Origin of the sequence: Aeribacillus sp. FSL K6-1121, from assembly GCF_038003725.1 — a bacterium.
GTDB lineage: Bacteria > Bacillota > Bacilli > Bacillales > Aeribacillaceae > Aeribacillus > Aeribacillus composti.
Map to the genome: position 1 here is coordinate 1,113,785 of NZ_JBBOPS010000001.1, position 22,975 is coordinate 1,136,759.

Here is a 22,975-nt window from a genome sequence, read left to right on the forward strand (position 1 = left end):
GCACAGTCTTTTTGAAAAAACTTTTGTCTTATTGCTCAAATTCCCAATTTTCCACATCACATTTTCTTCATTTAAACCGCCTTTTTGCTGCGTGAACGATAAATCTATTATAATCATATGTAGAAGTGGAAATAAAGAGAGAAGATTCTCCTCATACAAGCTCATGCAAACTTTCAAGCAAGGCAAATCGTTTCATTGAAACATCTTTTGGTTTGACAGCAAAAAAACTTCTAAAAGTTTTGCGCCAGTTTAAGAAATGGTTCATTGAGAAAACGATTGTTTTAACACGAGTTAGTTTTGAGGTACTTTAAATAAGTTCAAATCTTTTCGAGAAAACGATCACTTTAACTTGAATTAGCTTGGTGATGAGGAAGTTTTTTCAATCAGCTTGTTTCATGCGAAAATGGTTCACTAAGGAAGGATGATTTCATGATCATAGATGAATTTGACGTGTTTTTATTTGACCTAGACGGAGTGATTTACATAGGAGAAAATCCGCTTCCTGGGGCAGTTGAATCTTTGCGGCGCTTGCGTCAAGAAAAGAAAATGATTCGGTTTCTTACAAATGATCCTTGTACAACGAGAGAAAAAATTGCCGGACGGCTCAAGCGAATGGGGATTACAGCAAGTCCAGAGGAAATCATTACATCCGCTTGGTTGACAGCTCAATATTTGCGAAAACAAAATATTCGCAGTGCCTATGTGCTGGGGGACGATCATTTAAAGCACGAGTGCAGTCAAGCAGGAGTAATGGTTGTAAAGGGTGAAGAGCAGGCAGAAGCCGTTGTTGTCGGTTGGAGCGGCAATGTATCTTTGTACGATATTCAGGAAGCGGTAAAACAAATACATAATGGTGCGAAGTTTATTGCAACGAATGCCGATATGAGTTTCCCTACTTCGAAAGGTCCTTTGCCTGCAACAGGAGCTGTTGCTGAAATGATACGAGCATCAACCGGGAAAAAACCGTACATTGTCGGCAAACCGAATCCATTTATGTTTCAGAAAGCGATTGAATCGATTTCGTCTAAAGCAAAAGTGGTTATGATCGGCGATAACCCGTTAACTGATATATTAGGTGCTCATCAAGCAGGGATTCAAGCGATTTTAATTTCCAACGGGAAGAATGCACCGTTTCCATCTCCCGGGGATTACCGCAATCCGGATGCGGTGATCGGCAATTTGCAGTCTTTATTTGATGATCGTGTCAAAATTAAACAATGGAATACGCGTGATTTTGCATGGCCGGAGCGGATCGAAGCAGGAGTGGCGGGAATTATTTTTAATGAACAGCAGCAAGTTCTCCTATTAAAACGGTCGGATAACGGACTATGGAGCATTCCATCAGGGCATGTAGAGCCGGGAGAAAAGGTGGAAGAAGCAATTATAAGAGAAATTTATGAAGAAACAGGTCTTGAAGTGGAGGTAACTCGGTTGATCGGTATTTACTCAGATCCGGATTCACAAATTTTTTTATACCCAAATGGCGAAATCAGCCACTTTATTACAACTTGCTTTGAGTGCAAAATCATTGGAGGCACGCTGCGTCAAAAAACAGATGAAACGCTTGATGCACGATTTTTCGCTCCAAACGATCTGCCGGAAAACCTTTTAACGATGCATCCGAGATGGCTGCAAGATGCATTGGAAAAAGAGCATGCTCCATATATACGATAAAAGCCGGAATACTGTTGGGGGAAAATTACGTCTTTTTCAAGTTTCGAGCAGAAGAACCTTGTTATGTATCTCATTTTGCACTGTTCCTAAACCTAGAAACAAAAGGCTTATTTAATATGCTATCTGCAAGGAAAGGTTGCTATTTTTCGGCAGCCTAGATAGTCATGCTAGGACTTTTGTTCATCTATTGTTTTTTAAGAGAAAACTAGTTTTTGGCGGAAAACGAATAGGAAAATTTCTGATTACTTTTACCGATTTTATCGATTATTTCGATTTCCGCCATCGTTTCGCTTGAGATTTTTGAGTTATTTTTAGCCGATTTTATCAAGCGTTAACATGTTTATATTTGCTTTTGTCGACGAATATGCATTCATTTGGTAGATGAATAACATCGCTTACGTATGTGATCTTCTATTAGGTTGGGAAAACTAGCAATTTTTTTGTTTTGATTATATATGTAAAATGATACATAAATTTCGAATGAAAACGGTTTTCCTGTATTTGTCTTTCGGTGAAAAACCATTCCACATTCTCTTTTCTTCGCTTATTGCCAATTTTACTTGATTAGCGAATGCTTGAACGCATAAATGACGGCTTGGGTGCGGTCTTGAACGCCCAGTTTGCTTAAAATGTTGCTGACGTGAACTTTGACGGTTTTTAATGAAATGAACAACTCATCTGCAATTTCTTGATTTGATTTCCCTTGAGCCATTAAAAGCAGCACTTCCATTTCTCGGTTTGTTAATTCTTCATGAGGATGGCGGTTTTGTTTTTTATTCATTCTTGCCATCATTTTCGTTGTCACTTCAGGCTCTAAGACAGATTGTCCCTGATATGTTGAACGGATCGCATCGGCGATTTCGTCTGCTTTTGAAGTTTTTAACATATAGCTGACAGCACCGGCTTCAAGGGCAGGGTAGACTTTTTCATCATCGAGAAAGCTTGTGACAATAATGATTTTTGCCTCTGGCCATTGATGAAGTATTTCTTTTGTCGCTTCAATCCCGTCCATTTCCGGCATGACGAGGTCCATTAAAATAATATCAGGCTTTAATTGTAAAGCTAGTTCAATGCATTTTTTGCCATTATCAGCCTCGCCGACGATTTCTATGTCAGGCTGGGACGATAAAAAAGCCGAAACGCCGATTCTTACCATTTCATGATCATCAACTAGTAATACTTTAATCATTTTTATCACCTTCATCTGTTAACAACGGTACTTTTATTTCCAATCTAGTTCCTTCATGAGGGACACTGACAATTTGCAATGTTCCGCCGATTTCGGCTGCACGTTCATACATGTTTTGCAAACCATATGCTCCTGATTTTGCCGATTGAACGTCAAATCCTACACCATCGTCGACAATCCGTAAAATGGCCATATTTTTCCGTTTGATCAGCAATACTTCAAGTGTATTCGCTTTGGCGTGGCGAAGAGTGTTTGACACCGATTCTTGCAAAATGCGGAATAAATGGTCTTCAATCCCTTTATCTAGAGGAAATTGCTCTGTCTTCCATTGGATGTTCATCGGCACCTTTTGCCGCAGCTCTGTGAGCAGTTCTTCAATTCCAGTTTGCAAAGATTTACCTTTTAAAGGGACAGGCCGCAAATGCAAAAGAAGAGCGCGCATTTCAAGCTGGGACTGCTGAATAATTTCTTCAACTAAATGGATTTGTTTGCTCGTTCCTTCATCGATTTTTTCCTTGTTTCCTTTAACAGCAGAAATGAGCATCGAGGCCGCAAACAAGTTTTGACTGACAGAGTCATGCAGCTCGCGTGCCAGCCTTTGCCTTTCTTGTGAAATGATTTCTTCCAATCTTTTTTCTTGTTCTTTTGCGTTTTCACCTGCAAGTTTTTGCGTTAATTTCGTCTGTTCAATGAGATGATGCTGCACTTGGTCAATTCGAAGGTTGATTTCATCTAATTCTTTAATGTTTATATGTTCATTTTGTTCAACCGTTTCTCCTTTTGTTATTTTTTTTAGTTTGTCTTCAATCTTGTGTAGTTTATCTTTAAAAGGAAGTCCGAATAGAATGCCGAAAAGCAAGCCGATGGCGCTGCTGATTACGAACGTGAAGAGGATAAACGGAATATCAAGAATTTTTTGTTTCCATAGTAATGTCCAATTAGGAAACAGGAACGTAAGCAAAAGCGAAACAGTGAAAAATAAAAAAGTGACTACTGATGTTACTAAGCAGATAATAATTTGTCTTTGCAATACATTCATGTTCTTTTCACCTCTATTCTGCCAAAGGTTATAGAGGTGATGATTTTCACTTTTTGGGCAGATTCATGATAGTTTTTGGACTCATATCGAATTGTTTCGTTCCATACATTCGGTTCACTATAATCAAAAATGGAGTAGGAGCCGATGAAACCGGAATGGTGGACGGACACTTCCAGCTCGTAAGGAACAATTATTTCGATATTGCCGATAAGCTTTCGGATGACAATCACCGCTTCACCTTTCGGAAGAATCGTATAGTTTAAATCTATTACTGTATCGCCGATGCCTGTTTGAATGTTGACATCGTTCCATCTGTATATTTGTTCTTCGGTTCGCTGCGTTCCGAACAATCTGTTTTGAAAAAGAGGCGTTTTGGAAAATGTCTCTTCTTGCGAGAGGATTGGATCTGCTTCTTCAATTTTAGGAGACTTTTTAGCAGCTACCTGCTTGTTTTGAACATAGTGAAAAATAAAGTAAATGAAAACAGCAAATAGAAGCAGTCGGAATGTAAACATATTGAAAAAAGATAGAACGCCGCCGATTATTCCGATCCAAAATAACAATAATCCTGATTTTTTCGGCATTCTTTTTCTTCCAATATATACGCAAAAAATCATCATCATTAGGAAGAAAAGGGCCTCACCATTGAAAAATAAAAGCTCTGCGATGAATAAGATGATGCCAATGACGAAAATCCATTTTGTAAAATCTATTTTCGATTGATGAAACACGAGGCTCCTCTCCTTCCTATTAGTGTGAACATAAATATGGAAAGGCGTAGAGAACTACGCCCTTATAGCATAACAATTTACGTTAAGAATTTGAATCCGTTTCTTGATTTTTTAATTCTTTTTCAAGCTTTGCGATTCTTGCATCAAATGTTAATGTATCGTATCTGTTGTTGATTCGATTTTCCAGTTCATCAAGGTAATTCTCTATTTCAGCAAAGCGAACAAAATGGTTCTTTTCGGAATTATGCTGCTCAAGAACTTGGTTGATCCGGGAGTAGGCGCGTGCAATATTTTCTCGTCCCATCAGCTCCATGCGCTTTATATGCATATCTTTTAATTTATGTTTCATTTCTTCATATTTATGTTCTAAGTCAATGAGCTGTTTCGTTGCTTGTTCAAGCGCTTGTTTTAATTTTGATGCACGCTCCTCATACTGCTGCTGCTCGTTGATGGCAAATTGATGCAATTCTTCTTCTTGCGCTTTCAACGCAATTTCGGCTTGATATTTTCTTTTTTCTTTTAAGTGTTCAGCATGGTTGTATTCTCTTAACAGCTCTTGTTTTAATAATCGTTGGCGTTCGATTAATTTTTGAACCTTTTCAACTTCCTTTTCACATTGGCGCAAATATTCATTTAATAGCGCAATTGGATTCCTTTGTTCCTGTTCATTCAATAAATCATGTAAATCGGCCATAATCACATTTTTTAATCTCGTAAATATGCTCATTTTTTTCCCCTCCATTTATTGTCGTTTTAGTGATTCCCATTGTTTTTCAAAATTGGTGAATGGATCGTCTGACACATACGGATCATTCGATTTTTTCCAATTATTAAAAATGAGATAAAGCACATATGCGGCGATTAAACCGAGAATAGCTGGGACATTTGCAGCTGAAACAGATAGTGCAATCAGCCCGACAATCCCCCAAAACCATTTTTTTGATTTTTTGTCGGATTTCACAAATTGTTTAAACGAAAAGTATAGAACAAGCAAACTGATAAGAAGTCCGACGATTGAGCCGAGATTGGCGATTAAAACTATTGCGGCTATTGCACCTGCGATGAACAAACCAATTTTTTTCATAATTTGAATGACCTCCTTTCAATTTTCATCTTACCTTTTGTGGTCGCTGCTCATAACGAACCTGAGGCATATTTTGAACTACGACTTGAGGCGTATTTCGATTTCCTTTCAATGATTATGTTCTGCTTAGGATCATGGTTAGAAGGGAGGACGGGGCATGGGAAACATTGATCAATCTGTATAAAAAGCACGCCATTATTGATTTAATGCGATATTACACCGTGATGAATTTGTTAATGATCTTGTTGTTTTTCTTCCGTAATCTAGCGGATGTGCCTTGGCATTTAATTTTATTCGCCTTGCTGCTCGGGTTGAATTTTTTGCTGATTGGTGCGTTATTGATTTTATTGGTCAAAAATGTTGAAATGGCGTTCGGATTCATTGCCATTTATACGGTTGTCGAATACGTGACAAACGGCGAACTTATACCATGGCCGCACTTTTTTTACAAATTCAACTCGATGGTTGACGGAAATGAAGCGTTTGTTTATGCAGCAAATATTTTGAGCATCGTGATCGCAAGCTTGCTGATAAGAAGAAAATTAACGGAGTAGGAAAATTGTTTTAAAAAGCGGTTTGGGGAAATAACGCTCCAATTTTAAGGATTTTCATTGCTATGCAATTGAAAACATCTGTAAGGCCATTTGTGATTGACGTACACTTTGCTGTCGGCCAAAAAGGGGAGTAAGTATGCAGACAAGTTGTTAACCAGCTTTGAGTAGTAATCGATGAATTTCACACTGAACGTCAAAAGAAAACGGAATATGGAAAAAGACGCATGCAAATCGTCAAAATGATTACAAAATCAAATGAAAAATCCTGCCAAGCTGCTTCGGTTTTTGCAGATGATCGTTTGGCAGGAATGATTTGAACTCTAAAGAGGGGGCATCCTTCTTCATGGGTTACACAGTTTTCCGCTCAATTAACCGAAAGGGGAGAGTCATCTTCTTATTTGTTTGCTCCCGTTTTTCTTTACAATGAATAATCGATTGCACCGCAAGCTTCCCCATTTTTCTTATTGGGATTTCAATAGTAGTGATTCCCATGATGTCGGCAATAGGCTGATTATCAAAGCTTAAGATGGCAATGTCTTGAGGAATCTTTATTTTATATTGTTCGGCACTTAATAAGATACCTGCTGCCACTTGATCGTTTGTAACAAAAAAGGCAGTCGGTTTTTTCTCTAAATGCTGAAGCTTTTCCATAAGCTGTTTGCCGTCAGTGATCGATAGGCATTTGTCGAAGATCCACTCGCTTCGAATCGGTTCGCCTAATTCCTTCATTTTTGTTTTATAGGCTTTTCTTCTTTTTTTACTGTTTGGCCCTTCCATTCGTCCTAAAGTAAATGCAATTTTCGTATGACCTTTCGAAATTAAATAGTCCAAACCAAACTGAAATGCCTGTTCATGCGGAATGCTCAAAGAAGGGAAATGGCTTTGGTCTGAATCTTCGCAAAGAACGATCGGTCCAGCATTTTTATATTCTTTCAATACATCAAAGGAAATGGCTCTTGAACAAAAAATGACACCATCCAATAAGGTTCCCCGCAACAATTCCAATGCTTCAAGCTCTTTTGCTGGTTCATAATTCGTTTGAAAGAGAACAAGCTGCAAATGATGCTTGATCGCTTCCTCCGAAATCCCTTCCACAATGCTGCTAAAATAAGGATGATCGATTTTAGGCAGGACGACGCCGATCAAATTTGAAAAGCCTCTAGACAAGTGGACTGCATGAATGTTCCGTTTATAGTTGATTTCTTCTATCACTTTTAAAACCGCTTCTTTTTTTTCGTCACTGACATATGGATGATTATTTAAAACTCTCGAAACCGTTGTAACAGAAACACCTGCAAGCTTTGCAATATCACGAATCGTTGCCATGAAATATCCCTTTCTTTTAAAAATCCTTGACCTGAAACGCGTTTCATACATTATGTTGATGTTGACAAAGAGATGAGTTTGAGGGGGGGAGGAATATGATGAAAGGATTACTTATTTTAATTGGCTTATGTCTTCTCGAAATCATCTTAGCAAAATTGGCGTTAAAAGACAAAGATGCTTCGCTGATGGATTTTGCTGAGTTCTTTGAATTAGATGATAAAAAAGAAGATCAGAAATGATACCTGTCCGGTTACGGTATTCAACTTCATTTGTCTACATTTGCTAAAGCCATACGGATTTACTAATATTAAATTGCAACGGTCATTCCGATCAGTCTGCAAAAAGCAATTTGCTTTTGCATGTTTTCGGTTTATCTGAAAGCAGCTGGCGGATGCCGGCTACTTTCAGGATGTTGCGTGTTCATCACCAATCTTAAATTCGACTGTGTTTGCCGAGCCATCACAAAAAAAATTTATGGAACGGCCGATAGCCCTTGCTGCGGCCAGAACAACAATTTCTGTAACGATTTTGCGCGTAAGAGGAGAGGGAGGTTTCTCTTCGCATTCAAACGCTGCTCTTGCGATTGCTTTCATTTTGGTAAGGATGGTATTTTAGTGAATACGGAACGAAAAGAGATGAAAAATTCAACAGATCAGCTTTTTGACAATAAATGAAAGATTTGATAAAATTATTTCGAATTAAAAATAATTTAATTCGAGATATTTTAATTCGAAATAACGACCCGTTAAAATAATTGATTTACAAAAATGAATCGCGTAAAGAAAATAATAAAGTCCTGCGGTAATATGTCAAGGTGAAAAATCATAGAAATTGGAAATTCCCTTGTCCGATGATCCGAAAAAAGGCAATACTGAAGAAACCCAGTATTAGTACATGTAATAAACTGGGTCTAAAGGTTGATATTGGTATACCAGATCGATCCTCTTATCGATCTTCCCCCTTTCTTGGCGTGTAGATTTGACCGTTGCGTAGCAGCGCATCGATCACACGCACGAGTTTTCTAGCGGTGAGGACGAGGGCTCGTTTATGTTGGTGTTTGGGCACTTCCTCATACTTCTTCCGGTAGTACGCACGAAACGTCGCATCATGCCGTTGCACCGAGTTGGCAGCCTCCACTAGGTAGTAACGGAGATAGCGATTGCCGGAACGAATGAGGGAGGTGTCCTCGGCTTGAAAACGGCCCGATTGGTGCTTGGACCATGTCAAGCCGGCATATTTTGCCAAGGCGGCCTGGTTGTGAAACCGCTCGATTTGCCCGATTTCGGCCAGGATGCCTGCGGTATAAACCGGTCCGATGCCTGGGATGGTTTGCAGTGTGTTCGGAATGCCTTCAAGATGGCGGGTAATGGCTTTATCGAGCTCTTTGAGCTGCGATTGCAGGCTGCGGATTGATTGAATCGACAGCCCTAACAGCAAGTCGATGGAATCCTCGACACACTTGGACAACCGATACGACGAACGGGCCGCCTTTTGAATCGACTTGGCGATGCATTCCGGATCGGCAAAGCGATTGCGCCCTTTTTGGCGCAGGAAGTCGGCCAACTGCTTGACATCCATTTGGCAGATGTCATCGAGGCTCCACGACTCAAGCAGCAGTTCGAGAATGGCATGTCCGAAGATCGAACTGTCCACCTCTTGGGTAAAGGAACTGCATTTGTAAAACAAGTGCTGGAGAAAATACTGTTTCTCACGGGTTAACTGGTGGACGAGATGATATCGCATGCGTGTCAGTCGCTGAAGCGCGAGAAACTGCTCCTTGAGGACAGCCGTCATCTTCAGACGGCCGAAGCGAAGCCGATCCGCAATGATCCAAGCATCGATGTCATCCGTTTTCTCCAAGTCGACATAGGCTTCTTTAAACTTGCGAATGAGCTTTGGATTGATCGTAAACACCTTGACGTTCCAAGCCTGCAAGGCCTCCTGCTGGTGGAAAAACATAGCTGGATGCCAACTGTAGACCGAGGTGGCTTCCATCCCGATCAGAATTTCGGTTGGCTTTCGCTTGTTAGCCCACAGGAGGATTTGATCCCGAAGGAAGGTGGCGCCCAGAAGATGATTATCCACTTTGAAGCGTGCGCACGTATTTCCTTCATGATCCATAATGCAGGTGGCTAAGTCGCGTGAGCTCACGTCGATCCCGACGTAGAGTTTCATGAGATCACCTCCTATTGTTGTAGGATCGAGGGGTAGGACTCTTCGGGATGCCCCCGGATCGCGCCTGTTGACCAGTCACCCTCGCATATGAGAACTCACGTTGGACCATGGGCTGCCCTGGAAGCTGCTCCTTCCAGCATGGGGAAAACCAACGGGAACAGCCTGCGGGTTAGACGTCCAAACAGGAGCCGGGGAGACAGACTTTACAAGTAGTCGAAGCTACAGGAGTGAGAAGAGTATCCCCGATGATCCTAAGACCATTATCCAGGAACATTGCGAAAAGTCCAACCCCGGTACGCTGAACCCTTTGTGGGAGGGGCGCGCCCCTCCCACAAAGGTAACCACCCAAGATATGCGATTGTCAAGGAGCGTATCGGACTGGAAATTCGATAAAAAAACTTTCTGAAACTTAGTATACGAGGAGAATCAAAGATGAAAAAGAAAACAGCTGGAATTCATCATATTACTGCTATTGTCGGCCATCCGCAGGAAAATATTGATTTTTATGCTGGAGTTTTAGGGCTGAGGTTAGTTAAAAAAACTGTGAATTTCGATGATCCCGGCACGTACCATTTTTATTTCGGGGATAAAGAAGGAAAGCCAGGGACACTGATTACTTTCTTTCCTTGGCCTGATGCGTATCAAGGAAAAATCGGCAAGGGTCAGGTGGGTGTAACTTCTTATGTGATACCAGAAGGTTCCATGAGCTTTTGGCAAGAAAGACTAGATAAATTTAGAATTCCGTTTACAATGACAGAACGGTTTGGTGAGTCACTGCTTGTATTTCAAGACCCGCACGGTTTGAACATTGAGCTAGTGGAACGAAAAGAAGGAGAATTAAATCAATGGGAATTTGGCCATGTCACCTCTGATGTTGCCATTAAAGGATTTGGCGGCGCCGTATTATATTCATCATTTCCTGAAAAAACGTCAGAGTTGTTGGAGAATATTTTTGGACTTCAACGAATTGGAAGGGAAGGAGATTTTATTCGTTTTCAGTCTCCAAGTGAAATCGGCAATGTCGTTGATGTAAAATTTACTTCTTCCGGACGCGGCATCATGGGGGTTGGAACAGTCCATCATATCGCGCTTCGGGCAAAAGACGACAACGATCAATTAGAATGGAAAACATCTTTAGAATCAAATGGATACAGGGTAACGCCAGTTCAGAATCGAAAGTATTTTCATTCTATTTATTTCAGAGAGCATGGTGAAATTTTGTTCGAAATTGCAACAGATCCTCCGGGTTTTGCAATTGATGAATCTTTAGATGCACTTGGAAAAGAATTAAAGCTTCCGGAGCGTTACGAAAAGTATCGGGAACGGTTGGAAAATAAGTTGATGCCAGTGGAAGTCCGTAACCTTGACGAATAAGAAAAGTAATGCTTAATAAACGCTGAGAAGGAGAAAAAACGATGAAACATATTTTTCAAAAAGGAAGCAATCCGGCAAAACCGACACTCCTATTGCTGCATGGAACCGGCGGAAATGAGTTTGATCTTCTTCCCATTGCAGAAATTATTGATCCAGAAGCATCGATTTTAGCTGTGCGCGGAAATGTAATGGAAAATGGAATGCCGCGTTTTTTTAAAAGACTTGCCGAAGGAGTTTTTGATGAAGAAGATCTTGTTTTCCGTACAAAGGAATTAAACTCGTTTTTAGATGAAGCAGCGCAAACATATCGATTTGATCGAAATTCTGTAATCGCAATCGGTTATTCCAACGGAGCAAATATAGCAGCCAGCCTTTTATTCCATTTTCGGGATGCGCTAAATGGAGCCATCTTGCATCATCCGATGGTGCCGAGAAGAGGGATGGATCTGCCGGATCTATCAGGAAAAAACGTTTTTATTGCAGCTGGAAAGCGTGATCAAATTTGCTCTCCTGAAGAATCAATAGAGCTTAAAACATTTTTAGAAAATAACAACGCAAATGTGCACTTGCATTGGGAAAATGGAGGACATGAGCTGACTTTATCAGAAGTTCAGGCAGCATCCAATTGGTACCGGCAGCTTTATCAAAAATAAGCTGTGAAAGATACCAATAAAAGCAAGTAAATTGGATCAAAATGTTGCCAGCAATCAATTGGCCGTCATTCCAAAATGTTTATAACAAAATGCGGAAGGAAATTGGGCGTGCTCTTTCATTTGTAAATGTTTGTAATTCTCAAGGCTCGTACATCATATATCAAAAGAGCTGCTTAATTCCACGCAAAGCGGATCAAAAATGATCCGTAATGCCAAAAAGTTTCGTCAAAGTGCGGGAGTTCTTATATTTGAAAAAATGTTTATCAACTTTGAACCTTGTGCATCAAATATATTAACAGAGCTGCCGAATTCCACAAGATTTACAATAAAAAATCGTGAGCGTTCGGTGGATTTTATGAAATCAAGATAAGTATTCGCAAAATAAATGTTTTGACAGACACTAATTTGCAATTTTTCAGTAATGCTTTATTCTGTTTTAATTAATTGATATAATTGCCGAAAAAAAGAATATCCTTCTAAATAAAAAGATTGAAAGTAAAGGACGGAATTGCTTTCAAGCAAACAGTGGGGCTGTCCGACGAGTTGCTAAAATGAAAGATTTTGAGAAATACAACTGTGAAGGACAAAAATAATGAAATAAAATTTATAAATGTTCTTTATAGAGGCAATGAAGTCCAACAAGAAGCGATTGTATGTGCTGAATGTCCGTCATAAAACTTTTGAAGAACCTAATGAAGAAAGAGAGCAAAAGAAAAATCCTTCATAAGACTTCTGAAGGATATAAACAAGATTGAAAAAAATTGTCTGTCCGATAAGTCCATAAAATAAAGAGGTTGTCCAGAAAGTCAAAATCCACTGAAAACGAAACATCATAAGCATTGATATATCAGCGTTTCCAAAACATTAAAGGAGCGTCTATAAGCCGGAAAATCGACTTATTAGACAGCCCCCTCTTTATTTTGTTATTGCAGCAGGCTGCAGTTGCTTAAGATATTTTTATGATGCTTTAGACAACCTCAAGAATTTGAACATAATGGAACAAACAATAAACAGTCGAGCAACTGCTGCTTGAAAATGAATAAAAGAATCCTTTCATAATTTCATTTATAAAGCCATAATAATATTTAATAGCTTATTAGTTAAAAAACTGATTTTTCTGATAGAATTTGTTATAATGTAAATGAAAGGAGTTGAAATATTGTGACAAAAAAGACTAGATTAGGCAAGACCGATATATATGTGAACCCAATCGGACTTGGAACAAATGCTGTTGGCGGGCACAACATTTTTCCAAACCTTGACGATGAAACTGGGAAAGAAATCGTTCGTACAGCTTTGGATCATGGAATAAATTTTTTGGATACGGCATTTTATTACGGTCCTGAGCGTTCGGAAGAAATTATCGGTGAAGTCGTCAAGGAGTTTGGCCGTCGTGATGAAGTAGTCATTGCTACTAAAGGTGCTCACAAATTTGTAGACGGAAAAGTTGTTCTTGATAACTCTCCCGATTTCCTTCGCGAGTCGGTCGAGGGCAGCCTGAAACGCTTAAAAACGGATTACATAGATTTATATTACATTCATTTTCCGGACGAAACGACACCGAAGGATGAAGCTGTCGGTGAATTGAAGAAGCTTAAGGATGAAGGGAAAATTCGTGCGATCGGTGTATCGAACTTCTCGCTCGAACAATTAAAGGAAGCGAACAAAGATGGGTATGTCGATGTAATTCAGTCCGAATATAACTTATTTAAACGACAAGCAGAAAAAGATTTGCTTCCTTACACAGCGGAAAATGGAATATCGTTTATACCATATTTTCCACTTGCCTCAGGTCTATTAAGCGGAAAATATTCGAAAGATGCGAAGTTCAATGATTCACGTGCACAAAATCCTTTGTTTCAAGGGGAAGCATTTGCGCGTAATCTCGAAAAAGTCGAGCAATTGCGTCCAATCGCAGAAGCGAAAAATGCTGAAATTGCTCACGTTGTGCTAGCATGGTATTTAACGGTCGATTCCATCGATGCGATCATCCCTGGTGCGAAGAAGCCGGAACAGGTACTTGACAATTTAAAAACGTTAGATGTCCAGTTAACAAAGGAAGAAATAGAGAAAATCAGTCAGATTTTTCAATAATTTTGTAAAAAAGCTGTGATGGAAATATCCCATTCACAGCTTTTAATAGGACTTTCTCATTCGTCAGAACGTTTAGAGAAGAAGCAGGAGTGGTAATATGAGACGTGTTTGTGTTTTTGCAGGATCGAATCCGGGAACAAATCCTAAGTATAAAGAAGCAGCTATCAAACTGGGAGAAGAATTGGTAAAAAACAGGCTTGAGCTCGTATATGGAGGCTCCAGCATTGGTCTGATGGGAGTGATTGCAAACACCGTATTAGAGTTAGGAGGCACCGTATTGGGCGTTATGCCGACGAATTTATTTCAAGGAGAGGTTGTCCACAAGCATCTCACTCAGCTTTATGAAGTCAATGATATGCATGAGCGGAAAGCAAAAATGGGAGAGCTTTCAGATGCGTTCATTGCTCTTCCCGGAGGCTATGGTACTTTTGAGGAAATATTTGAAGCGGTTAGCTGGGGGCAGCTTGGGATTCATGAAAAGCCTGTGGCGTTGTTAAATATCGATGACTATTACACGCCGGTAAAACAGATGATTGAGAATGCGGTAGAGGGAGGCTTCATGCCTGAAACGCATAAACAGTTTATGATTTTTGCAGACAATCCCTCTATATTAATAGATAAACTTCGTGCGTACAAACCGCCTTTGAAGACAAATAAGTGGATCGAACTAGATCGATAAATGAAAATATCAGAACTTTACTTCGCCTTTAGCTTTCTGATCAGTTTGTCTAAAAATGACAAGCTGATCAGAAACGTCAATGTTTAGTCGTTTATGCTTTTTTCAAGAGCTTTCAGCTTATGTTCAAGCTGTTGAAGCGCATCATCAATTTGATTTGCATTTTTCTCTAAATAGATTGGTTCGCCAAATGCAACGACAGCTTTTTTCCCGGCAAAAAAATCTTTTAAACTTTTTGGACCATGATAGGTTGCAGGCAATATGGGAACGCCGGCTTTCATCGCAATTGTAACCGCGCCTCTTTTTAAAGGAACTTCCTCGTCTGTTCTTGTGCCGCTCGGGAAAATTCCAACAACTTTATTTTCTTTTAACAGTTTCAAAGGAATTTTTAGTGCGCTCGGTCCAGGATTTTCACGATTAACTGGAAAAGCATGCATCTTTTTCAAAAACCAACCTATGAGCGTGTTCTGAAACAATTCTTTTTTGGCCATATAATGGACATGAATTGGAAAAAGTGCTGCGGCGAGCAAGACTACATCTACCCAGCTGCGATGAGAGCATGTAACAATAAAACGATGGTCTGCCGGAATATGCTGCTTGCCTTTGACTTCTAGCAAACTAAAAATTTTAATGATCAATATTGCAAGTTTTCCTGCTAAATGATAAATCATTTTGTTCCCCCCCCCCCGAATGACTTCCAGAAATATGTTTGCGTTGCAAAAGATCTGTATTTTCGGTTAGGGCGCATGTCGATTTTGTCTGCGTTCAGTTTAGCATTTTTACGTGATGCATGTAAAGTCGGTAGTACATCGTCAACGAATCGTCTTATCCAAAGTCAGTCAGTGAAAATACCGCCGTTTCATTTGGAGGAAGGGCGGGTCGTATTCGGTGTTTTTTAGATGAACAAGTATTTGTGCTGAAGGTTGTTGGCGCTGGATAAAAGGGGCAACCACATCAATAATAAAATGTTTTAATTGGAAAAATCAATTTTAATAGCAGTTACTTTGTTTCTATAAATTTTATACTTAATGATACAAAATATTGAGAGTAAAGAAGAGAAGAAGCAGAAAAACGAACATCAGCGCAATCTGTCTTTTTTAATTAAAAAGCAAGAGACAATCAGTCCAGGCATCAGCGTAAAAAAATATGTAAGATAATCTGACATAAAACTTCAATTCTCTCATTGAATGGGATACACTGATAGAGAAAAATTTGATCCAATCGTGGAAATAAAGAAGAGTGAATTTGGATCGGTGTGATGTCAATTTCTATTCACTCAAGTTAAGATGGGGTATTATAGTGAGCATGATGAATCGCCAAAGCAGGTTAGGTAAAGCTTTAGCGATTATCATATATGTTTACTCACTATAAAGAATAAATGATGGAAATGACCATTTTTCTATCTTTTAAATGACTCCTTGTTCTACCATTGCATCAGCGACTTTTTTAAATCCTGCAATGTTAGCGCCGACGACAAGATTTCCGGAGCAGCCGTATTCATTTGCAGCGTTGACGCAATTTCGGTAAATGTTCTTCATGATATCACGTAATTTTGCGTCGACATCTTCAAAGCTCCAAGACAATCTTGCGCTGTTTTGAGCCATTTCTAATGCTGAAACAGCAACTCCGCCTGCGTTAGCAGCTTTTGCAGGTCCAAAAAGAATATTGTTTGATAAAAACACGTCGATCGCTTCTAATGTAGACGGCATGTTGGCGCCTTCTCCAACAGCTTTGAGTCCGTTGGAAACAAGGAGTTCAGCTGCTTTTTTATCGATTTCATTTTGAGTAGCGCATGGGAGGGCAATATCGCATGGAATGGACCAAATTCCGGAACAGCCTTCATAATATTCTGCATGAGGATGTTCATTTACATATTCTTTAATTCTTTTTCTTTCAACTTCTTTTAACCTTCTAACCGTTTCAAGATTAATTCCATTTTTATCAAAAATGTAGCCATCAGAGTCGCTGCATGCGACAACTTTTGCACCTAATTGTGTTGCTTTTTCAATCGCATATATGGCAACGTTCCCAGAACCAGAGACAACAACTGTGCTTCCTTTGAAGCTTAATCCATGGTCATTAAGCATTTCTTCAACAAAATAAACAGTTCCATAACCTGTCGCTTCGGTTCTCGCTAAGCTTCCGCCGTACCCAATGCCTTTTCCGGTTAACACCCCAGCTTCAAATCCGCCGCGTATTCTTTTATATTGGCCAAACAAGTATCCGATCTCTCTTGCGCCAACTCCAATATCACCGGCAGGAACGTCAATATCTGGTCCAATATGTTTGTAAAGCTCTGTCATAAAGCTTTGTGTAAATCTCATAATTTCCCCATCTGATTTACCTTTCGGATCAAAATCAGATCCGCCTTTTCCTCCGCCGATCGGCTGCCCAGTCAATGAATTTTTGAAGATTTGTTCAAATCCTAAAAATTTAATAATGCTGGCGTTGACGGTCGGGTGAAAGCGCAAGCCTCCTTTATATGGCCCAATTGCACTATTATATTGCACTCTAAATCCGCGGTTTACACGCACTTTTCCTTCGTCATCCACCCATGGAACGCGAAAAATGATCAATCTTTCCGGCTCAACAATTCTTTCAAGTATTCCGTGCTTTATATATGTAGGATGTTGAGCAAATACAGGCACAAGCGAGTCAAATATTTCTTTTACAGCTTGAAGAAACTCAGGCTCATTCGGATTTTTTTCTTGCACGGATTGAAATACTTCATTGACATATTGCTTTGCATTTTCCAGTTCACTTTGTTTCATAAGTAATTGATTCATAGCACCTCTCCTATACCTAAAATTTAAGCAGTTAGAAGAATTCAAACAATTCAGTAAATCATCCCGGCACTGGCTAAGGAAGCGAAATCTACAATAAAAAATTCTACAACAAAATAAATCAAAAAACAATGACTGTTGAGAATTGTTGCATAATAGCTTTGCATGCAGGCACGGAGAAGGCGCCTGAAATTTGTTTCATTGAATCTAGCTTGTCTGCATACATATTGATTAGAAAACATTTTTAAAAATTTAACATCGCTAAGAGAGGGAATTTTGAAAATTTTATAAAAAGAAAAAGGATGCCTCACCTGTTTTGAGACATCGAATATTCAGTGTATGGAACGGTATAGCCCGATCACTTTTCCGAGTATTGTCACATTTTTTAAAATAATCGGTTCCATTGTTGGGTTTTCCGGCTGAAGCCGTATAAAGTCTTTTTCTTTGAAAAACCTTTTTACGGTCGCTTCATTGTCGTCTGTGAGCGCGACAACGATGTCGCCGTTATTGGCTGTTTGCTGCTGTCTGACAATAACTAAATCTCCGTCCAGAATGCCTGCTTCGATCATGCTTTCTCCGACTACTTCAAGCATGAAAAGTTGATCATCACCTGATGCAATATGATTCGGAAGCGGAAAATATTCTTCGATGTTTTCAACGGCAGTGATCGGAATACCAGCCGTCACTTTTCCTATGACCGGCACGTTGATCACATTGTTTGTTAGAAGGTGGCTGCCATCATCGTCCAAAATTTCAATGGCTCTCGGCTTTGTGGGGTCTCTTCTAATCAGTCCTTTGCTCTCAAGCTTTGCTAAATGCCCGTGAACAGTTGAACTGGAGGCAAGACCGACCGCTTCGCCGATTTCTCTTACAGAGGGAGGGTATCCTTTCTTTTTTACTTCCTCCTTAATGAAGTTCAAAATATCTTGTTGTCTCTTAGATAATTTTGTTGACATGTCAAGCACCTCAGTCATATCAATTTGTGTCGATTATAGCATGATTTTTCCAAAAAAGCAAACGTAAGTTCGAATATTTGCTTGACAGAAACATGTGTTCCCTTTTATACTTAAAAACAAAAAACCGAACAAATATTCTGTTTCAGGGGGCGGTTCTATATGGATAAATTATCATGGTCTTACATCGTTTCTTTTTTCCTTGTCATCATGGCGGCAGTTTTGGCGATTTCGTATACTGGAGAAAGGGAAGAGCTCGATCATTATTTGGAGGTTCAAGTGAAGGAAGGGGACAGTTTGTGGAAAATCGCTGATGAATATAAAGAATATGACAATATGTCTCATTCAGAGTTTGTTAAATGGGTTCAGGAGCGAAACAATCTCCAAAGCCTTGTTGTAAAACCGGGGGAAACAATCGTCATTCCGATTGAAAAAAATAAATACTACAATGCTGAATATTTGGCAAACAAAGAATAACCGCAAGGAGCATTTAACATGAGAGCAGTCGTTTATGCAAGAGTCAGCACTGAAAAAGATGAGCAGGAAACATCTTTGAAAAGACAGAAGGACGAGCTGTTAAAGCTCGCAGCTGAAAACGGTATGGAAGTTGTTGAAGTGATAGAAGAAAAAGCGAGCGGGTATGATGTTGATCGTGAAGGGGTTTTTCAACTGCTGGAATTGATTGAGGAGAAAGATATTGAAGCGGTATTAATACAGGATGAAACAAGAATTGGCAGAGGGAATGCCAAAATCGCCATTGTCCATTCCATTTTGAAACAAGGTGTGAAAATTTTCACCGCTGCCCATCGCGGGGAGATGGAACTGTCTGAATCAGACACGATGGTGCTTGAAATCATAGGAATTGTCGAAGAATATCAACGAAAAATTCATAATTTGAAAATAAAGCGGGGAATGTTGAGAGCTATACAAAATGGGTACAGGCCTGAAAAAAATTTAAAGAATAGAAATTCTTCCTATAAAAGAGAGCGAAAAGAAGTTCCGATCGAGGAGATTGACCGATTGCGGAAAAACGGCCTGACATTTTCAGAAATAGCGGCAACGTTAAGAGGATTCGGCTATGACGTTTCAAAAGCTACTGTCCATCGCAGATATCAACAATTTTTGTCAGAAAAAGGAGAATCATAGCAATAATTGTTGTCATTAGTGGTTGCATTTAGTATGATAAAAGAGCGCGGCAAAAATATACAAGGGGTTCAGCTTATGATTTCAAAAGAAAAACTTAACCGTATTAATGAACTATCTAAAAAGTCTAAGTCAGAAGGACTGACGCAAGAGGAAAAGCTTGAGCAGCAGCAATTAAGGCAGGAATATTTAGAGGCGTTTCGTCGGGATTTTCAAAACACCTTAAAAAATGTTACAGTGATTGATCCGAAAGGTAATGATGTTACACCGGAAAAATTGAAAAAATTTAAAAATAAAAGGCTGCATTAACGGATGGGTGTTGCCTTATTGCAACAATAAAGATAAGATTATAAACTGAAAATACAGATGAGAGGATGATAATGGTGACTCATTCCATTCAAGATTTATCCATCATGACGATTCGAACATTATCCATTGACGCGATTGAAAAGGCGAATTCCGGACATCCTGGAATGCCAATGGGCGCCGCACCAATGGCTTATGCGCTGTGGACGAAATTTATGAACATTAACCCTGAAAACCCTAATTGGTTTAATCGAGATCGCTTTGTTTTATCTGCCGGACATGGTTCGATGCTGCTTTACAGCTTGCTTCATTTATCGGGTTATGATCTTTCCATGGATGATATTAAATCGTTTCGTCAATGGGGAAGCAAAACACCTGGACATCCTGAATACGGACATACACCTGGCGTTGACGCAACAACTGGACCATTAGGCCAAGGAATAGCAATGGCCGTTGGAATGGCGATGGCAGAACGTCATTTAGCAGCTACATACAATAAAGAAGGATACAATATTGTTGATCATTACACATACGTCATTTGCGGTGACGGTGACTTAATGGAAGGGATTTCCTCTGAAGCAGCTTCCTTAGCTGGTCACTTGAAGCTTGGACGATTAATTGTTCTTTATGATTCGAATGATATTTCCCTAGATGGGGATTTAAATAAATCATTCTCAGAAAATGTAGAAGAGCGCTTTAAATCTATGGGCTGGCAAGTGCTGCGCGTTGAGGACGGCAACAACATTGAAGAGATTTCGAAAGCCATTGAAGAAGCCAAATTGGATGAACAACGACCGACATTAATTGAAGTAAAAACAACAATCGGATATGGTTCGCCGAATAAAGCAGGCACTTCTTCCGTTCATGGTTCGCCGTTAGGTCCAGAAGAGACAAAATTGACAAAAGAAGCCTATGCATGGACATTTGAAGAAGATTTCTATGTTCCAGCAGAAGTTTATGAGCATTTTGAGAAAAATGTAAAAGAACGTGGAAAGCAGAAAGAAATTGAATGGAATAATTTGTTTGAAAAGTATGAGAAAGAATATCCTGAACTTGCAAAAGAGTTAAAGGCAGCAATCAATGGTGAATTGCCAGAAAATTGGGATCAATCTTTACCTTTTTATGAAGAAGGAAAAAGCGTTGCAACCCGTTCTTCTTCTGGAGAAGTATTAAATGCAATAGCTGAAAAAGTTCCTTATTTCTTTGGGGGATCTGCAGACTTAGCTGGATCAAACAAAACGACAATAAAAGGTTCAGGAGACTTTTCTGCGGAAGATTACAGCGGACGAAACATTTGGTTTGGTGTCAGAGAGTTTGCCATGGGAGCAGCATTGAACGGTATGGCTCTGCATGGAGGTTTACGTGTTTTTGGCGGAACGTTCTTTGTTTTCTCTGACTATTTGCGGCCAGCGATTCGTTTAGCAGCATTAATGAATCTCCCTGTAACTTACGTGTTCACTCATGACAGCATAGCGGTTGGAGAAGACGGACCAACACATGAGCCGATTGAACAATTAGCTTCTTTGAGAGCAATGCCGAATCTTTCTGTCATTCGTCCAGCTGATGGAAATGAAACAAGAGCTGCGTGGAAGGCTGCGCTGGAATCTAAATCAACACCGACTGCATTAGTATTAACGCGCCAAAATTTAGAAACTATTAAAGGTACGAAAGAAAATGCTGAAGAAGGTGTTGCAAAAGGCGCTTATGTCATTTCACCGGCGAAATCGGATCAACCGGATGCTCTTCTACTTGCATCAGGTTCAGAAGTAGCATTAGCTATTAAAGCTCAACAAATTCTTGCATCTGATGGAATTGATGTGCAAGTCGTCAGCATGCCGTCATGGGACCGTTTTGAAAAGCAATCAAAAGATTATAAAGAATCAGTTCTTCCTAGCAGCGTAACGAAGCGTCTTGCGATCGAAATGGCATCTTCGCTTGGCTGGGAGCGCTATGTCGGATCTGAAGGTGAAATCTTAGCTATCGACAAGTTTGGAGCATCTGCACCTGGGGAAAAAATTATAAGCGAGTACGGTTTTACTGTTGAAAATGTTGTCGAAAAAGTAAAAGAATTAGTTCGGAAATAATCGCCAAAATTAGTGCCTCTATCCGCCACCATAAGACAAACCTTTTACATTCCTTGCTTTATAATAGCAAAAAAGGAATGTAACAATGAGGTGAGCGCATGAGGCACTTTTATTTGTATTTGATAAAAAAGGAATTTGCTGAGCATTTTTATCATAGGGAATCGAAAATTTTTCAGTTATATCAAGAATTTTTTTGGACAAGGAAAACGCATCCTATTTTTGAACAATTGGAAAGGCAAGTCAATTATATTTCAAGAGCCATTCCCATTTCAGAAATAGATTTGCTGCTTCAGTCATTCTTGTCTCACCGAAACCATTATCAAAAGGTATCATCGATTCACGCCATCCAAATGGAAAATCAAAAAGGACAAGCTACTATGGTTTTAAAGGAACGGTATATTGAAATGATTTGTACCGGCAGCTTTGACGGTGAGTTATTGTTTTTTGATATATTGGGAAAATTTGATCCTTATTTTTTTGCCATGGATTTTACAAATGAACGATACGGGTGGCTGAGTCCGATTAAAGAAAGAAAATTTGTCTAAAGTTGCGGAAATTTGCTAATGAAATATTGTATAATGTCATATGGTTTAGTACACTGTATGATAGACAACATGAAGGAGGAAATAAGATGGAACTTTGGCTGGCGATATTAATCGCTGTTCTGGCATTACTTGCCGGCGTAGCGCTAGGCTTTTTTATCGCTCGAAAGTATATGATGAATTATTTGAAGAAAAATCCACCTATTAACGAACAAATGTTGAAAATGATGATGATGCAAATGGGAATGAAACCGTCCCAGAAGAAAATCAATCAAATGATGAAAGCGATGCAAAATCAATTAAAATAATTTCGTTTCAGGCATTATTGAATGATTTTTCATTAAATTAGTTCATGATGACCAATCATATTTTTTGACATCATGTAATTTTTATCTATACTATTTAATATATGCGTTGTTTTATACGGAATTGTGAAGTAAGAATTAGTCTTTCCTTTCTCAAGGTAAGATTAATTCTTTTTTCGTTGTAAGAAGTTGTGAGAATATGTTATTCATGGCGGGAGAAGGTTCATTGTAATAATGTGCGGAAAATGTCAAACGTTCTTTTAAACATTTATTCAATGATCTGTTAGAAT

23 protein-coding genes are annotated in these 22,975 nt (G+C 39.3%); 13 read left to right on the top strand and 10 right to left on the bottom strand.

Annotated elements, in window-relative coordinates:
* Positions 1-429 precede the first annotated feature (429 nt).
* Entirely contained in the window at positions 430-1,674 is a 1,245-nt protein-coding gene (locus tag NSQ61_RS05590) for a TIGR01459 family HAD-type hydrolase (protein WP_340806258.1), read from the top strand.
* A 556-nt stretch (positions 1,675-2,230) separates the two neighbouring features.
* Here NSQ61_RS05590 and NSQ61_RS05595 read toward each other — a convergent pair.
* The 5 genes from NSQ61_RS05595 to NSQ61_RS05615 form a co-directional block, all read right to left on the bottom strand.
* Complete coding sequence (locus tag NSQ61_RS05595) at positions 2,231-2,863, bottom strand: response regulator transcription factor (protein WP_063387805.1); 633 nt, start codon at positions 2,861-2,863, stop codon at positions 2,231-2,233.
* A complete protein-coding gene (locus NSQ61_RS05600; protein ID WP_063387806.1) occupies positions 2,856-3,902 on the bottom strand; it encodes a sensor histidine kinase in 1,047 nt (348 codons plus the stop codon). The genes NSQ61_RS05595 and NSQ61_RS05600 overlap by 8 nt, the downstream gene beginning before the upstream one ends.
* Positions 3,899-4,633 (bottom strand): cell wall-active antibiotics response protein LiaF, encoded by a 735-nt coding sequence (gene liaF, locus NSQ61_RS05605; protein WP_066251251.1) that lies wholly within the window; start codon positions 4,631-4,633, stop codon positions 3,899-3,901. Before liaF ends, NSQ61_RS05600 begins: the two co-directional genes overlap by 4 nt.
* Positions 4,634-4,715: 82 nt before the next feature.
* Positions 4,716-5,360: a PspA/IM30 family protein gene (locus NSQ61_RS05610; RefSeq protein WP_063387808.1), complete on the bottom strand. Its 645-nt coding sequence runs from the start codon at positions 5,358-5,360 to the stop codon at positions 4,716-4,718.
* A gap of 15 nt (positions 5,361-5,375) precedes the next feature.
* The gene (locus tag NSQ61_RS05615) at positions 5,376-5,717 is read right to left on the bottom strand and encodes a lmo0954 family membrane protein (protein ID WP_063387809.1); all 342 of its coding nucleotides are present in this window, start codon (positions 5,715-5,717) and stop codon (positions 5,376-5,378) included.
* Positions 5,718-5,851: 134 nt separating this feature from the next.
* On the opposite strand from NSQ61_RS05615, the gene NSQ61_RS05620 reads away from it, so the two are divergent.
* Positions 5,852-6,271 (top strand): hypothetical protein, encoded by a 420-nt coding sequence (locus NSQ61_RS05620; protein ID WP_157727971.1) that lies wholly within the window; start codon positions 5,852-5,854, stop codon positions 6,269-6,271.
* A gap of 348 nt (positions 6,272-6,619) precedes the next feature.
* Here the strand turns inward: NSQ61_RS05620 and NSQ61_RS05625 are convergent, their stop codons facing one another.
* Positions 6,620-7,597, bottom strand: coding sequence for a LacI family DNA-binding transcriptional regulator (locus NSQ61_RS05625; RefSeq protein ID WP_063387811.1), 978 nt, complete (start codon positions 7,595-7,597; stop codon positions 6,620-6,622).
* A 95-nt stretch (positions 7,598-7,692) separates the two neighbouring features.
* On the opposite strand from NSQ61_RS05625, the gene NSQ61_RS05630 reads away from it, so the two are divergent.
* A complete protein-coding gene (locus NSQ61_RS05630; protein WP_161939811.1) occupies positions 7,693-7,836 on the top strand; it encodes a hypothetical protein in 144 nt (47 codons plus the stop codon).
* Positions 7,837-8,542: 706 nt separating this feature from the next.
* Here the strand turns inward: NSQ61_RS05630 and NSQ61_RS05635 are convergent.
* Positions 8,543-9,772: an IS110 family transposase gene (locus NSQ61_RS05635; protein ID WP_027725928.1), complete on the bottom strand. Its 1,230-nt coding sequence runs from the start codon at positions 9,770-9,772 to the stop codon at positions 8,543-8,545.
* Positions 9,773-10,204: 432 nt separating this feature from the next.
* Here NSQ61_RS05635 and NSQ61_RS05640 point away from each other — a divergent pair, with 432 nt between their 5' ends.
* From NSQ61_RS05640 to NSQ61_RS05655, 4 genes are all read left to right on the top strand, one after another.
* Positions 10,205-11,146, top strand: coding sequence for a ring-cleaving dioxygenase (locus tag NSQ61_RS05640; protein WP_339196279.1), 942 nt, complete (start codon positions 10,205-10,207; stop codon positions 11,144-11,146).
* A 41-nt stretch (positions 11,147-11,187) separates the two neighbouring features.
* Positions 11,188-11,799 carry an alpha/beta hydrolase gene (locus NSQ61_RS05645; RefSeq protein WP_339209818.1) on the top strand — a complete coding sequence of 204 codons (612 nt, stop codon included), beginning with the start codon at positions 11,188-11,190 and terminating at the stop codon, positions 11,797-11,799.
* A 1,161-nt stretch (positions 11,800-12,960) separates the two neighbouring features.
* The gene (locus NSQ61_RS05650) at positions 12,961-13,893 is read left to right on the top strand and encodes an aldo/keto reductase (protein ID WP_066251228.1); all 933 of its coding nucleotides are present in this window, start codon (positions 12,961-12,963) and stop codon (positions 13,891-13,893) included.
* A 97-nt stretch (positions 13,894-13,990) separates the two neighbouring features.
* Positions 13,991-14,572: an LOG family protein gene (locus NSQ61_RS05655; RefSeq protein ID WP_066251226.1), complete on the top strand. Its 582-nt coding sequence runs from the start codon at positions 13,991-13,993 to the stop codon at positions 14,570-14,572.
* An 83-nt stretch (positions 14,573-14,655) separates the two neighbouring features.
* Here the strand turns inward: NSQ61_RS05655 and NSQ61_RS05660 are convergent, their stop codons facing one another.
* From NSQ61_RS05660 to lexA, 3 genes are all read right to left on the bottom strand, one after another.
* Positions 14,656-15,240: a lysophospholipid acyltransferase family protein gene (locus NSQ61_RS05660; RefSeq protein ID WP_066251223.1), complete on the bottom strand. Its 585-nt coding sequence runs from the start codon at positions 15,238-15,240 to the stop codon at positions 14,656-14,658.
* 735 nt (positions 15,241-15,975) lie between these two features.
* Complete coding sequence (gene gdhA / locus NSQ61_RS05665) at positions 15,976-17,355, bottom strand: NADP-specific glutamate dehydrogenase (RefSeq protein ID WP_327862970.1); 1,380 nt, start codon at positions 17,353-17,355, stop codon at positions 15,976-15,978.
* Between the two features lie 329 nt (positions 17,356-17,684).
* The gene (gene lexA, locus NSQ61_RS05670) at positions 17,685-18,308 is read right to left on the bottom strand and encodes a transcriptional repressor LexA (protein ID WP_063388299.1); all 624 of its coding nucleotides are present in this window, start codon (positions 18,306-18,308) and stop codon (positions 17,685-17,687) included.
* 159 nt (positions 18,309-18,467) lie between these two features.
* Here lexA and yneA point away from each other — a divergent pair, with 159 nt between their 5' ends.
* From yneA to NSQ61_RS05700, 6 genes are all read left to right on the top strand, one after another.
* The gene (gene yneA / locus NSQ61_RS05675) at positions 18,468-18,782 is read left to right on the top strand and encodes a cell division suppressor protein YneA (RefSeq protein ID WP_063388298.1); all 315 of its coding nucleotides are present in this window, start codon (positions 18,468-18,470) and stop codon (positions 18,780-18,782) included.
* Positions 18,783-18,800: 18 nt separating this feature from the next.
* Positions 18,801-19,451: a YneB family resolvase-like protein gene (locus NSQ61_RS05680; RefSeq protein WP_094245871.1), complete on the top strand. Its 651-nt coding sequence runs from the start codon at positions 18,801-18,803 to the stop codon at positions 19,449-19,451.
* 75 nt (positions 19,452-19,526) lie between these two features.
* A complete protein-coding gene (locus NSQ61_RS05685; protein WP_340806263.1) occupies positions 19,527-19,757 on the top strand; it encodes a DUF896 domain-containing protein in 231 nt (76 codons plus the stop codon).
* Between the two features lie 71 nt (positions 19,758-19,828).
* On the top strand, positions 19,829-21,838 hold the full coding sequence (gene tkt, locus NSQ61_RS05690; protein WP_063388296.1) for a transketolase: 2,010 nt from the start codon (positions 19,829-19,831) through the stop codon (positions 21,836-21,838).
* A gap of 113 nt (positions 21,839-21,951) precedes the next feature.
* A complete protein-coding gene (gene sirA, locus NSQ61_RS05695; protein WP_157727967.1) occupies positions 21,952-22,383 on the top strand; it encodes a sporulation inhibitor of replication protein SirA in 432 nt (143 codons plus the stop codon).
* 86 nt (positions 22,384-22,469) lie between these two features.
* Entirely contained in the window at positions 22,470-22,688 is a 219-nt protein-coding gene (locus NSQ61_RS05700) for a YneF family protein (protein ID WP_063388294.1), read from the top strand.
* Positions 22,689-22,975 lie beyond the last annotated feature (287 nt).